The following is a 12,233-nucleotide window of genomic DNA, read 5'->3' on the forward strand; positions in this document are numbered from 1 at the left end:
CGCGGTCCGTCGCTGTGATCACCACACGTAGGGGAGCAACCGGTAGCGCACCTGCTGCGTGTACTGGGCGTAACCGGCCAGCTCTTGCCTCAGCGCCTTCTCCTCGTCGAGGATGCGGAACACGAGGACCGGAACGCCCGGAGCGGTCAGAATCAGCCCCCAATACGACCCGAGCGCAACGGGCAGGCCGATCATCATGATCAGCGCGCCGAAGTACATCGGATGACGAACGAGCCCGTACAGGCCCGTGGAGACCACCTGCTGGCCGGCCTCGACTCGGACGGTCGCCGCGGCGTAACTGTTCTGGACGACCACCAGCATCGTGATGCCCAGACCGATCGCCACCACGGCGCTACCGATCAATGCCACCACCGTCGGCACAACCGACCAAGCGAATCGATGGTCGAGGCCGCTCACGATCGCCACGCCGAAGAACCACACATAGATGCCCAAGACGATGACCTTCTGCGCCGTCCGGGTTTCGGCGATCGGGCCCGAGTGCATCCGCCGTCGTAGTACCTCGGGATCCTTGATGCCGAGATAGACCGTGTAAACGGTGCTCAGGACGGCAAACATTGCGATGAAAAGCCAAGCCTCCCAATAGTTCAGGGTGCCTGCCGGCCAGAACAACAGCACCGCGATCAACACGAACCCGACAACCGAGAATGCGATGGCCTGCAGACCCGTCTTCATCGTCCCTCGCTCATGGCCATGTCCAGCCATTCACCAGACAAGCGGCACAAGGCGATATCGGACCTTGCGGATGTATTCGGTGTATCCGGCGAGTTCGTCGGCGAGCAGACTCTCCTCGTCCCGGATGCGTGAGACGAGCACCAGCACGCCGGGTACCAGGAACAGCAGGCCCCAGTAGGAGCCGAGAGCGAGTGGAATGCCGATCATCATGATGACGTTGCCGAAGTACATCGGGTGCCGCACCAGGGCATAGAGGCCGGTGGTCGTCACCGTCTGCCCGGATTCCACCTTGACGTTGGCTGCCGCGTAGCTGTTCTGGATAACGGTGAGCATTGCCAGGCCCAGTCCGCCGGCCACCAGGACATCGCCGATCACCGAGACCGCGGCGGGCATTGCCGACCAACCGAACCGAAAATCCAACGCGCTCAAGACGATCATGGCCGCCAACGACCCGAACGCCATGACACTGATGATCTTCTGCGCGGTTCGGGTCTCTGCGCCGGGGCCGGCTTGCATCCGCCGCCGCAGCGCCGCGGGATCCGTCACGGCCAGGTAGACGCTCGGAATCAGGGTCGCGAGCGCGAACACCGCGATGAACGTCCAGCCCTGCCAGTAGTCGAGGGTGCCCGCGGGCCAGAACACCAGGAGGCCGAAGACGGCCAAGCCGATGGGTACCGACACCAGCGCCTGCACAAGAGTTTTCATGTTCGTCGTCCCTCACTTCACCAGACGTGGGGCACGAGCCGATACCGCACCTTGTGGGTGTATTCGGCGTAACCGCTGAGTTCGGTGCGCAGCATCTTCTCTTCGTCGGTGATGCGTACGCCGAGAACGGGCACCGCAGCGATGGTCGCGAGGATGCCCCAGTACGACCCCAACGCCAGGGGAGTGCCGAACATCATCAGCAGCGTACCGAAATACATCGGATGACGGACCAGCCCGTAGAGGCCGGTGGAGACCACCTGTTGTTCGGCCTCGACGCGGATGCTGGCCCCGGCGAAGCTGTTCTGGAACACCACGGCCTGGGCCAGTACCAGTCCGACCGCGACCAGGACATCGCCGGCGATGATGACCGCGGTCGGCACACTGGACCAGCCGAAGCGGTGGTCGAGTGCGCTGACGATCAGCACCGCGAGCACCGCGACGACCGTGGCCGATATGACGATCCGCTGCACGAGTCTGGTTTCAGCCGTCGGCCCGGCGTGCAACCGGCGCTCCAGCGCTGCCGGGTCCTTGACAGCCAGATAGAAGCTGGGCACCACCGTGGCGATCATGAACACGGCGATGAAAACCCAAGCCTGCCAATAGTCGAACGTGCCCGCCGGCCCGAACAGTGCCAGACCGAAGAACACCAGTCCGAACACTCCCGATCCCACTGCTTGCAATGCAAGTTTCATGATTCCTCCTGTACGGTTCACAGCGCGTCGCGTCGGCGATAGAGCCAGCCGGCGACCAAGGTCAAAAGCGTTGCGGCGGCGACCATCACCGCCAATGCCATCATCGGATAGTCGGACGGAGCCGTGGTCTGCCCGACCGGCGACAAGTCGATCAACCACTGCGGCAACCGCAGCAAGGCGCCAAGGTACAGCGCTGCGATGACGAAAGTGACTGCCAGCCAACCGATCCAAGAAGCGCGAAGCGCGACGGCCAATGCGGCGACAGCAGCCATCACCGCCAGGGCGGGTACGAACGCGAGCCCGGCCAAAGTCAACCGTGCGATCGTCTCAGGCTCGCCGAGAGTCAAACCTGCGCCCAGGCCGTTGCCCAGGCCGGCGCAGAACATCAGGATGACCGAACCGATCACCGCGGATGTCACCGCGCTCAACAGCCAGTGCCAGCGCGATACCGCACCGGCGAGCACCGGCTCACCCAGCCCGTTCTGTTCGTCGCTGTACACGCGCAGTACTGCCGAGACGACATATGCGGTGGCCGCCGCCGCCAGGAATTGCGTCATGGTGGTGTACACCCCGTCGTTTCCCTGCGCCGACAGCACGCGGGCGATCAGTTCATTGTCCTCGGCGGCATCCAGCAACGACTTCGTCATCGAGCCGAACGCCAGACCGGCCAGAAACAACCCCACGCTCCAGCCGATGGTCTGACCACGTTGCAACGTCAGGTGCAGTCCCAACGGCCTGGTGATCTCCGGTGCATTCGGCCGCTCGCCGGTGGACGGAATGGTGCCGTCGTCGTATTGGCGGCGCTCCTGCAATACGCCTGCCACCGCCATCAGGGCGATCGCGAGCGCCACCAGTAAACCGAATGGCCACCAACGTAATTCGACGAATGGACGCATCTGCTGAGCCCACGCGATGGGGGAGAACCAGCTCAGCGCGCTGCCGGAGTTGTTGATGACATCGCCGATCCCGCGGACCAGTACGGCCAGTGCGAGCGTCGCCATCGCCGCCCCGGTTGCGGTGCGGGCCTGGCGCCAGAGTTGCGCGGTGACGGCGGCGACGGCGCCGAACACCATGGCCACCGCGGTGACACCAAGGCACATCCCGGCGGTGTCGACGAATGCGAATCCGGTCGATGCCATCGCCACCGTCATGGTCAACGCCAGGATGGCGTTGACCCCGCCGACGAGAATCAGCGCCGCTGCGGTACGGGCACGACGGCCCACCACCGAGGACAGCACGAGTTCGGCTGCGCCGCTTTCCTCCTCGGCCCGGGTGTGCCGGATTACGGTGAGAATGGCCAGGATCGAGGTGGCGACGATCAACGTCAGCATCAGCTCGTTGGCCATCATCACACCGAGGTCGGTCTCTCTGGTGCCGAACAGCGGGCCGCCGAGCATCATTCCGGCCGGGGTCTTGAGCAGGTTGACCCGCGCCAGCCGCTGGGCCTCCTCGGGGTAGGCCAGCCGGAGCGCATTCGGGGTGTACGCCATCGTCAGGGTCAGCACCGTGATCCAGACGGTGAGCCGGACCCGGTCTCGGCGGATGGCCAGCCGAAGGAGCTCACCGACACCGGTGAACGGTGAGTTCGCGCCCGAGGAATGCCGGGCAGGCCGGGTCGCGGTGGCGGTCACGGTGTCACCCCCTGGTACTCGCGCAGGAACATGTCCTCCAGGGAGGCAGGCGTGACGGTGAGGTCTTCGATACCGAGATCGGTGAGATGCTCCATCGCGAATTCCAGGTCGGCGCGATCCACCGAGAAGGTGACTTGCCCGTCGTGGCCGCCGAAGTCATGGACGTACGGAAGTTCCCGCAGTGCCCGGCCGTCGGATCGGGTGCGGACCGCGACCTTCGTGCGCATGAGATGACGCAGTTCGGCCAGCGTGCCCGATCGCACCGTCCGGCCGGACCGGATGATCGTGACGTCGTCGCAGAGCTTTTCGACCTCGGCGAGGATGTGGCTGGACAGCAGCACTGCGGCACCGTGCTCGGTCACTTCCTCGACGCATCGCTGAAAGGCCTGCTCCATCAACGGGTCCAGTCCCGAGGTGGGCTCGTCGAGGATGTAGAGCTCGGCGTTGCAGCTGAATGCCGCGACGATCGCGACCTTCTGCCGGTTGCCCTTGGAGTAGGTGCGGGCCTTCTTGTCGGGGTCCAGTTCGAAGCGTTCGATCAGTTGGTCCCGTCTGCCGGTGTGGACGCCGTTGCCGCGCAACCGGCACAGGAAGTCGATGGCCTGCCGTCCGGTGAGGTTCGGCCACAACGTGACATCGCCTGGCACGTAGGCGATCCGGCGGTGCAGTGCCACTGCGTCGTGCCAGGGATCGCCACCGAGAAGACGTACGGTGCCGCTCTCGGCCCGCAGCAGGCCCAGCAGGACCCGGATGGTGGTGGATTTACCCGCGCCGTTGGGCCCGAGGAACCCGGTGATATGTCCGGGCGATACTGTCAGGTTCAGCCCGTCGAGGGCCTTGGTGCGGCCGAACGACTTTGACAGCCCTTGGATCTCGACGGCTGCAGACTGGTTCGTCATTGTTCTCCTCACGCTGGTTCCTTGGTGCCGGCGGCTGCGGAATCGGTGGATGTGCTGAACGGGATGCCCTGTTCGCGCTGATGCAGAAATGCGTCATACATCGTGGCGTCGGTCATCAGACCTTCCGTGTACAGCTCGAGTGCGGGCAGCACCATGTCCTCGCCGTAGTCGTGCAGCACCGCCCGCAGGTTGGTCGGATCGTCGTGCATCTGCAGGTACAGCAGGAACCCGCCGGCATTGCAGATCGCCAGGTATCTGGCACGCGCACGTGCGTCGCGGCTGGGCTTGAGGGTGCCGGCCCGCACCCCTTCCTCGAAGTAGTGCTCGGCGTTGTCGACCATGGTGCGCCAGAACGCCTTCGCCAGCTCACTGCCGGACTGCATGCTGCGCACCAGATACGCCATCAATGGCGCATACGACTCGATCTCGGACATCTGCGTCAGCCAAGTTGCGGGATCAGTGGCCTGCAAGGATTCCGTCTTGGTTTCCCGGACGACCTCGGCGACGTAGTCGTCGCACGCCTTGCGCAGGCCGTCCTTGGAACCGAAGTGGTGGATGACCAGTGCGGCGCTGACGCCCGCGGCTTCGGCGATGCTGCGCAGGCCCACGCTGAATCCGTGTTTGCCGTACTGGTCGATCGCCGCGTCGCGGATCCGGGCGACCGCTGTTCGATCATCGACTGAACGCATGTTTAGCACGCTAAACGCGCGTTTAGCGGCCAGTCAAGGGTGTGGTGTGTCAGGAATCCGTAAAAATCGGCCAACGCGCCGGAACAGCATTCCCGGTTGCTAAGTCAGCGATTTAGCAACCGGGAATGCTGTTCCGCGGGAAAGGGCGAAGAAAAAGTCAGTCGCGGGCGGCGGCGAGGAGGCCGTCGCCCAGTGGGATCAACACCGGGGTGAGCCGCTCGTCTTCGGCGATCAACCGGGCCGCCTCACGTACGGCGCTCACCTCGGCGTCGCCCGCAGCGGCGTCGCCGGCCCGGCCGCCCAATGCGGCGCGGTGCACCACGATCGCGCCGCCGGAGCGCAGCAGCCGCACCCCCTCGACCACGAACTGCGGCTGATCGATCGGGTCCGCGTCGATGAAAACCAGATCGTAGGAGTCGTCGGCGAGCCGGGTGAGCACGTCCTGTGCGCGCCCGCTGATCAACCTGGTTCGGCCGGGGCCCACACCGGCCTCGACGAACCCCTGCTTGGCGATCCGCTGATGCTCGGGTTCCACGTCGATCGTGGTGAGTACGCCGTCGTCGCGCATACCGGACAGCAACCACAGGCCGCTGACCCCGGCCCCGGTGCCCACCTCCACGACGGCGCGCCCGCCTGCGAGACGCGCGAGCACACTCAGCAACGCTCCGACCGCCGGTGTCACAGCCCCGGCGCCGATGTCGTCGGCCCGCTCTCTGGCGGCGGCCACGATCGCGTCCTCTGAAATCGACCGCTCGGCATGAGCGACGATCGCCTCGGCGCGGCTGGGGTGCGAGTGACCCTGAGGCTCGTCGGAGCTGACCATGCCCGCAGCGTAGGCCAGTCACCTGTACCGACGTCGCGACACGCCCGCATGCCGCGACAATTGCCCGGCAAATAGTCGCTGGTTCCCGCTGGTTGTGGGCTGTATCGTCGGCTTTCTCAGGGAAAGTTCAGTTTGCTCATATGCCCCCCACACCGGCATCAGGAACGGTATCCCCATGGAACACGGCGGCCAGTCGCGCTCAACGCAGCGCAATCGGAATAACGAAGTCGGCAGTCGTGTTGAGAAAATTGACCTTTGTCAGCAGGAGGATACGACGACCACCACATCTCAGCCGATCGCGACATCCCAGCCCGCCCCGGTGTCGATGGCACATCTGGAGCAATTCACCGAAGGCGAATGGGTGGAGCCGTCCGACGAACTGACCGGCACGGCGGTATTCGACGCCACCGGCGATCAGGCCACCATGCCGTCCTGGGACGAGTTGGTGCGCCAGCACGCGGATCGGGTGTACCGGCTGGCGTATCGGCTTTCGGGCAATCAGCACGACGCCGAGGACCTGACGCAGGAGACCTTCATCCGGGTCTTCCGCTCGTTGCAGAACTACCAGCCCGGAACTTTCGAGGGTTGGTTGCACCGCATCACCACGAACCTGTTCCTGGACATGGTGCGCCGCCGGGGTCGTATCCGGATGGAAGCGCTGCCCGAGGACTACGACCGGGTGCCCGCCGACGACCCGAACCCCGAGCAGATTTATCACGACTCACGCCTCGGTGCGGATCTGCAGGCCGCGCTCGACTCCCTGCCGCCGGAGTTCCGTGCCGCGGTCGTGTTGTGCGACATCGAGGGTCTGTCCTACGAGGAGATCGGCGCGACCCTCGGCGTCAAACTGGGCACTGTGCGCAGCCGCATCCACCGCGGACGGCAGGCACTGCGCGACTACCTGGCCAAGCACTCACCCGAAACCGCTCGGACTGCCTGACCGGTCGACGGGTGTCGTCGGCCGCGTCTCGCGCTACATTCAGAACAGGGCGTCGGTGCGTACGGAGAGGAGCTGGGTGATGGTCGAGCCGGGACACGTGTTCCGTCGTGCATTCTCCTGGCTTCCGGCGCAGTTCGCGTCTCAGAGTGACGCACCGATCGGCGCGCCGCGCCAGTTCGGTTCCACCGAGCACCTGTCGACCGAGGCGATAGCAGCGTTCGTGGACGGTGAGTTGCGGATGACTGCGCACCTGCGCGCTGCCCATCATCTCTCGCTGTGTCCCGACTGTGCGGCCGAGGTCGACGCTCAGAGCCAAGCACGCACGGCCTTGCGGGACTCTTGCCCGATCGCCATCCCGAACACCTTGCTGGGGATGTTGTCGCAGATACCGCACCATATTCCGCAGCCTCCTCCTGACGTGCCCGAAGAGACGCCGTTTGCTGATGACAAGACGCGGGCCCGGCGTAAGCGCCGGTAGGGTGGATCCAAGAATTGATCAGTGACCAGCGCCGGCCCACCTGGCTGGGGCGGGCGCTCCGATAGAGAGTGATACACCGGTGACCAACCAGGACCAGTCCGGCGATAACGGCCGCCTGGCGCCGCGCGGTGTCGAGCGGCCACCTGTCGACGCGGCATCGCAGCGTACGTTCGGCCGGCCGGCCGGTGTCGACGGATCTTTCCTCGACGCCGACAAGTATCAGGATCAGGGCGAGTACGCGCCCAAGGACCAACCACCGGACCCGGTGCTGGCCGAGGCGTTCGGGCGGCCCGGCGGCGCCGCTGAGTCGTTGCAGCGCCATCCCACCGATGCGGGCGCCCTGGATGCCGAGAAGAACGGCGACGACGACTTGGACGACCCGTGGCGCGATCCGGCGGCCGGCGTCGCGCTCGGCACCCCGGCGCAGGCGCCGTCGGCTCCGGTGATCGTGTCGGCACCGGTGGGCAAGCTGGGACTGCGAGAAGTGCTGTTCGGCGGCCGGGTGTCCTGGCTGGCCTTGACGACGCTCGCCCTGATCGCCCTCCTCGTCGCATTCGTGGGTGGCTGGGTGGGCCAGAAGACCGCGGGAACGGTCGAGGCATTCACCACGTCCAAGGTCACGCTGGAGACCGGCGATCAGCCCGATCCCGAGGCGGGCAGGTTCGCCTCGGTGGCCGCGGCGGTCGCGGACTCGGTGGTCACCATCGAGGCCAAGAGCAAATCCGAAGGTTCGCAGGGATCGGGCGTTGTGGTCGATGGCAAGGGTTTCATCGTCACGAACAATCACGTGATCTCCGAAGCCGCGGGCAAACCCGCCGACTACAAAATCACCGTCGTGTTCAACGACGGCGAGGAGGTCCCGGCCAACCTCGTCGGGCGTGATCCCAAGACCGACCTGGCGGTGCTCAAGGTCGACAACGTCGACAACCTCACGGTCGCGACGATGGGCGACTCCGAGAAGATCCTGGTTGGTGAGGAAGTCATTGCCGCAGGCGCGCCGCTCGGCCTGCGCAGCACCGTCACGCACGGCATCGTCAGTGCGCTGGACCGGCCGGTTCCGCTGTCCGGCGACGGCTCCGACACCGACACGGTGATCGACGGTGTGCAGACCGACGCCTCGATCAACCACGGCAACTCCGGTGGCCCGCTGATCAATATGCGGTCCGAGGTCATCGGTATCAACACCGCCGGAAAGTCGTTGTCCGACAGCGCAAGTGGTCTCGGCTTCGCGATTCCCGTGAACGAGGTCAAGAAAGTCGTCGAGACGCTGATCAAGGAGGGCAAGATCGCCCATCCGACCCTGCAGTTGACCGCCAAATCGGTGAGCAACAGCGTCGCATCCGGCGCTCAGATCGCCAATGTGGTTGCGGGCGGCCCTGCGGACCGGGCCGGGATTCTGGAGAACGACGTCGTGGTCAAGGTCGGTGACCGCAAGGTCGCCGATGCCGACGAGATGGTGGTCGCGGTGCGTCAGCTCATGGTCGGCCAGGAAGCGCCGGTCGAGGTGGTCCGGGAGGGCCGGCCCATGACGTTGATGGTCACCCCCATCGGCGACGACCAAAAAGCGCAGTAACCATGTTCGCCAACATCGGGTGGGGCGAAATGCTTCTGCTGGTGATCGCCGGGTTGGTGATCCTGGGCCCTGAGCGCCTACCCGGTGCGATCCGTTGGACCTCCAGCGCATTGCGGCAGGCCCGCGACTACGTCACCGGCGCCACCAGCCAGCTGCGGGAGGATTTCGGCCCCGAGTTCGACGACTTGCGCCAGCCGCTGGCCGAACTGCAGAAGCTGCGGGGTATGACTCCGCGGGCCGCGCTCACCAAACACCTGCTCGACGGTGACGACTCATTCCTGACCGGCAAGATCGACGACGGGCCGGCGCAGCAACCGCCGTCACCCCCGGCTGCCGCCTCCGAAAAGGCCCCCGGAATGGCTCCGGAAAAGCCCACCGGGACGGTGTTCGACCCCGACGCCACGTAGGCAGCTCGACGATTGCGTACGTCTCGCGGATTTGGGTGCGCGGTCAGCGACCCGCGGGATCCAGCCCGAGCGACATGCCGGCCAGCCCGCGCTTGCGCGCCGACAGGGCGTCGGCGATGCCGCGCAGTTCCTTGCCCGCGGGCGAATCCGGCGCGGACAGCACCAACGGCACGCCGCTGTCACCGGCCGATACCAGTGCCTGCTCAAGCGGCACCTGGCCGAGCAACGGCACCTCGGCGCCCACCGAGCGGGTCAGCGATTCGGCGACCTGTCGCCCGCCGCCTTCCCCGAACAGGTGCATGACTGAGCCGTCGGGCATCAACAGCCCCGACATGTTCTCCACCACACCGGCGATGCGCTGACGGGTCTGCAGCGCGATCGCGCCGGCCCGCTCGGCCACCTCGGCCGCGGCCAGCTGTGGCGTCGTCACCACGAGGATCTCCGCACCGGGAATCAGCTGGGCCACCGAGATCGCGACGTCGCCGGTGCCGGGCGGGAGATCGAGGAGCAGCACGTCGAGATCGCCCCAGTAGACGTCGGCCAGGAATTGCTGCAGCGCCCGGTGCAGCATCGGGCCGCGCCACACCACGGGCGTGTTGCCCTGGGTGAACATCGCGATCGAGATGACCTTCACGTCATGCGCGATGGGCGGCAGGATCATCGACTCGACCTGGGTTGGCCGGTCGGTGGTGCCCATCATGCGCGGCACCGAATGGCCGTAGATGTCGGCGTCGAGAACGCCCACGCTCAGGCCGCGCGCGGCCATCGCCGCGGCGAGGTTGACTGTCACGCTCGACTTGCCGACCCCGCCCTTGCCCGACGCCACCGCATACACGCGGGTCAGCGAATTGGGCTGGGCGAACGGGATAACCGGTTCGCGCGAATCACCGCGCAGCAGTTTGCGTAGCTCGGTCCGCTGCTCGTCGCTCATCACATCCAGGCTGACCTTGACCGCGCCCGTCCCGGGAACATCGGTGACGGCCGCGGAGACAAGCTCGGCGATCTCGTTCTTCTTGGGGCAGGCCGCGGTGGTCAGGTAGATCTCGACGTGCACACCGTGATCGGGTGCGATCTCGATGTTCTTGACCATCCCGAGTTCGGTGATCGGCCGCCGTAGTTCGGGGTCGACCACCTTGGCCAGTGCAGCGCGGACCGCGGGTTGCAGCTCAGTGGCAGATTCGGACATCACTGCTGAGTCTACGGCGGCTGAAAGGGGCCGAAGCGTCAGGCTGGACCGGGAGCGGGTCCGGGTGCAGGACCGGGCGCCGGTCCGGGTGCGGGCGGCACCGGCCCCGGGAGTGCGGGCGCAGGTGCACCCGGAGGTGGTGGAACCATCGGCCCGGGGGCAGCCGGCGGTGTGGCAGGCAGCGGCCCCGGTGCGAGCGCTGGCGTGGGCGGGGCCTGCTCACCCAGGCAGAACACCACGCATTCGGGCTGTCGGGGTTGCTCCCAGGGCGGAATCCACCGCGGCGGGGTCGGCGGTGGCGCGGCTTGCGCGGGGCCGGGCAGCGGCCCGAGCATCTGTCCGGGTGCAAAGCCCGGAACGTTGGTGGACGGCAGCTGCGTGGCGGTGTCGTTGCGGCCGAGCAGGGGTATCAGGGCCAGCGGATCACCCGCAGGCAGGCCGGTGGCGTTGACGGGCAGGCCGGGGCCGAGGCCCTCCTGGCTGTCGAGGTGCGAATCGCCGATCGGCGGGATCGAGCCGGTGATCGGCGGTAGGTCGACAGGCACGACGCCGGTGGCGTAAGCGGCGGCCCAGCCGAGCACGTTGTGTGCATATGCGACCGAGTTGTTGTACCGCAGGATGGCCGCCATGACCTGCGATTGGTCGCGCAGGTTGAGGCCGCCGCTGCACAGGTAGCGGGCCGCTGCCAGCGACGCGTCGAACATGTTCTGCACGTTCGCCTTGCCGTCGCCGTCTCCGTCCGAGGCGTATCGGGCCCACGTGCCGGGCAGGAACTGCATCGGGCCCATGGCGCGGGCGTAGACAACTCGGCCCGCCTGCGCGTTCTGGACGATGACCTCGTTGCCGGGCAACGTGCCGTCCAGAGCGGGTCCGTAGATGGGGCGGACGGCAGTGCCGCGGGCGTCTGTGGAACCCCCGTTGGCGTGCATTGACTCGATGCGGCCGATACCGGCCAGCAGATTCCAGCTCACGCCACAGCCGGGGTAGGCCGCGGACATCATCCGCTCGGCGTTGCGGTAGGCGTTCAGTGCCATACCTGGAATGCCAAGGGCGCCGGGTGAATTGACGACGAAGGCGGGCGGGGGAGCGGACGCCGACGAGGCGGCGATGCGGAACTTGGTGGGCGCCTTGGCAGCGGCGACGACTGCCGGGCCGGCACGGTCGGCCTGGGGTTGGACCGCGGCCAGCGTGGTGACCGCGGCATCGGTCGAATGCCGTGGGGCAGAGGCGCCGACCGCTCCGGCGAGGATGAGCGGGGTCAGGACGGCGACGCCCAACGCGGCGCGGGGGCTGGGGAGGGGCAAGTTGCCACGCAGCTGAGGAGCAAGGAACGGACCGCGCACGTCGGGGGCAAGGAAAGGACCGCGCACGTCATGGGCAGGTTTGGCCAGACCGCGCGTCAGCGCCCCCACCCCGCGCCGAGCGGCCAGAAACCCCGCTCCTCCCCCTACGCGCACTTATCCATCCTTGTCCGCTCTGAACCGACACTCATCCGACGATTGTGTTGTGAACCAAGT

13 protein-coding genes are annotated in these 12,233 nt (G+C 66.6%); 4 read left to right on the forward strand and 9 right to left on the reverse strand.

Features of this window, described 5'->3' with window-relative positions:
* Positions 1-18: 18 nt before the first annotated feature.
* From ABQF30_RS24100 to ABQF30_RS24130, 7 genes are all read right to left on the reverse strand, one after another.
* Positions 19-693, reverse strand: coding sequence for a methyltransferase family protein (locus ABQF30_RS24100; RefSeq protein WP_448468533.1), 675 nt, complete (start codon positions 691-693; stop codon positions 19-21).
* A 30-nt stretch (positions 694-723) separates the two neighbouring features.
* Positions 724-1,398 (reverse strand): methyltransferase family protein, encoded by a 675-nt coding sequence (locus ABQF30_RS24105; protein ID WP_448468535.1) that lies wholly within the window; start codon positions 1,396-1,398, stop codon positions 724-726.
* A gap of 17 nt (positions 1,399-1,415) precedes the next feature.
* Complete coding sequence (locus ABQF30_RS24110) at positions 1,416-2,090, reverse strand: methyltransferase family protein (RefSeq protein ID WP_448468537.1); 675 nt, start codon at positions 2,088-2,090, stop codon at positions 1,416-1,418.
* 17 nt (positions 2,091-2,107) lie between these two features.
* Positions 2,108-3,721, reverse strand: coding sequence for an ABC transporter permease (locus tag ABQF30_RS24115; RefSeq protein WP_448468539.1), 1,614 nt, complete (start codon positions 3,719-3,721; stop codon positions 2,108-2,110).
* Positions 3,718-4,620: an ABC transporter ATP-binding protein gene (locus ABQF30_RS24120; protein ID WP_448468541.1), complete on the reverse strand. Its 903-nt coding sequence runs from the start codon at positions 4,618-4,620 to the stop codon at positions 3,718-3,720. Before ABQF30_RS24120 ends, ABQF30_RS24115 begins: the two co-directional genes overlap by 4 nt.
* Before the next feature lie 8 nt (positions 4,621-4,628).
* Positions 4,629-5,309 carry a TetR/AcrR family transcriptional regulator gene (locus tag ABQF30_RS24125; RefSeq protein ID WP_448468543.1) on the reverse strand — a complete coding sequence of 227 codons (681 nt, stop codon included), beginning with the start codon at positions 5,307-5,309 and terminating at the stop codon, positions 4,629-4,631.
* A 157-nt stretch (positions 5,310-5,466) separates the two neighbouring features.
* Complete coding sequence (locus ABQF30_RS24130) at positions 5,467-6,132, reverse strand: O-methyltransferase (RefSeq protein WP_448468545.1); 666 nt, start codon at positions 6,130-6,132, stop codon at positions 5,467-5,469.
* Between the two features lie 175 nt (positions 6,133-6,307).
* On the opposite strand from ABQF30_RS24130, the gene sigE reads away from it, so the two are divergent.
* From sigE to tatB, 4 genes are all read left to right on the forward strand, one after another.
* Entirely contained in the window at positions 6,308-7,072 is a 765-nt protein-coding gene (sigE, locus tag ABQF30_RS24135; RefSeq protein ID WP_448468547.1) for an RNA polymerase sigma factor SigE, read from the forward strand.
* A 79-nt stretch (positions 7,073-7,151) separates the two neighbouring features.
* Positions 7,152-7,550: an anti-sigma E factor RseA gene (gene rseA, locus ABQF30_RS24140; RefSeq protein WP_448468549.1), complete on the forward strand. Its 399-nt coding sequence runs from the start codon at positions 7,152-7,154 to the stop codon at positions 7,548-7,550.
* Positions 7,551-7,629: 79 nt separating this feature from the next.
* On the forward strand, positions 7,630-9,123 hold the full coding sequence (gene htrA, locus ABQF30_RS24145; RefSeq protein WP_448468551.1) for a serine protease HtrA: 1,494 nt from the start codon (positions 7,630-7,632) through the stop codon (positions 9,121-9,123).
* Positions 9,124-9,125: 2 nt separating this feature from the next.
* Positions 9,126-9,530, forward strand: a complete 405-nt coding sequence (tatB, locus tag ABQF30_RS24150) for a Sec-independent protein translocase protein TatB (RefSeq protein ID WP_448468553.1) — start codon at positions 9,126-9,128, stop codon at positions 9,528-9,530.
* A gap of 43 nt (positions 9,531-9,573) precedes the next feature.
* On the opposite strand, the gene ABQF30_RS24155 is transcribed toward tatB, so the two are convergent.
* Together ABQF30_RS24155 and ABQF30_RS24160 are read right to left on the reverse strand one after the other, a co-directional pair.
* A complete protein-coding gene (locus ABQF30_RS24155) occupies positions 9,574-10,716 on the reverse strand; it encodes an Mrp/NBP35 family ATP-binding protein (protein ID WP_448468555.1) in 1,143 nt (380 codons plus the stop codon).
* Between the two features lie 38 nt (positions 10,717-10,754).
* A complete protein-coding gene (locus tag ABQF30_RS24160; RefSeq protein WP_448468829.1) occupies positions 10,755-12,020 on the reverse strand; it encodes a lytic transglycosylase domain-containing protein in 1,266 nt (421 codons plus the stop codon).
* Positions 12,021-12,233 lie beyond the last annotated feature (213 nt).

The organism is Mycolicibacterium sp. XJ870 (genome assembly GCF_053483975.1).

What these genes read in the sequence shown, in the direction of transcription:
- ABQF30_RS24100 (WP_448468533.1), bottom strand. Translation starts at nt 693, where the DNA reads ATGAAGACGGGTCTGCAGGCCATCGCATTCTCGGTTGTCGGGTTCGTG.
- ABQF30_RS24105 (WP_448468535.1), bottom strand. Translation starts at nt 1,398, where the DNA reads ATGAAAACTCTTGTGCAGGCGCTGGTGTCGGTACCCATCGGCTTGGCC.
- ABQF30_RS24110 (WP_448468537.1), bottom strand. Translation starts at nt 2,090, where the DNA reads ATGAAACTTGCATTGCAAGCAGTGGGATCGGGAGTGTTCGGACTGGTG.
- ABQF30_RS24120 (WP_448468541.1), bottom strand. Translation starts at nt 4,620, where the DNA reads ATGACGAACCAGTCTGCAGCCGTCGAGATCCAAGGGCTGTCAAAGTCG.
- ABQF30_RS24125 (WP_448468543.1), bottom strand. Translation starts at nt 5,309, where the DNA reads ATGCGTTCAGTCGATGATCGAACAGCGGTCGCCCGGATCCGCGACGCG.
- ABQF30_RS24130 (WP_448468545.1), bottom strand. Translation starts at nt 6,132, where the DNA reads ATGGTCAGCTCCGACGAGCCTCAGGGTCACTCGCACCCCAGCCGCGCC.
- sigE (WP_448468547.1), top strand. Translation starts at nt 6,308, where the DNA reads ATGGAACACGGCGGCCAGTCGCGCTCAACGCAGCGCAATCGGAATAAC.
- rseA (WP_448468549.1), top strand. Translation starts at nt 7,152, where the DNA reads ATGGTCGAGCCGGGACACGTGTTCCGTCGTGCATTCTCCTGGCTTCCG.
- tatB (WP_448468553.1), top strand. Translation starts at nt 9,126, where the DNA reads ATGTTCGCCAACATCGGGTGGGGCGAAATGCTTCTGCTGGTGATCGCC.
- ABQF30_RS24155 (WP_448468555.1), bottom strand. Translation starts at nt 10,716, where the DNA reads ATGTCCGAATCTGCCACTGAGCTGCAACCCGCGGTCCGCGCTGCACTG.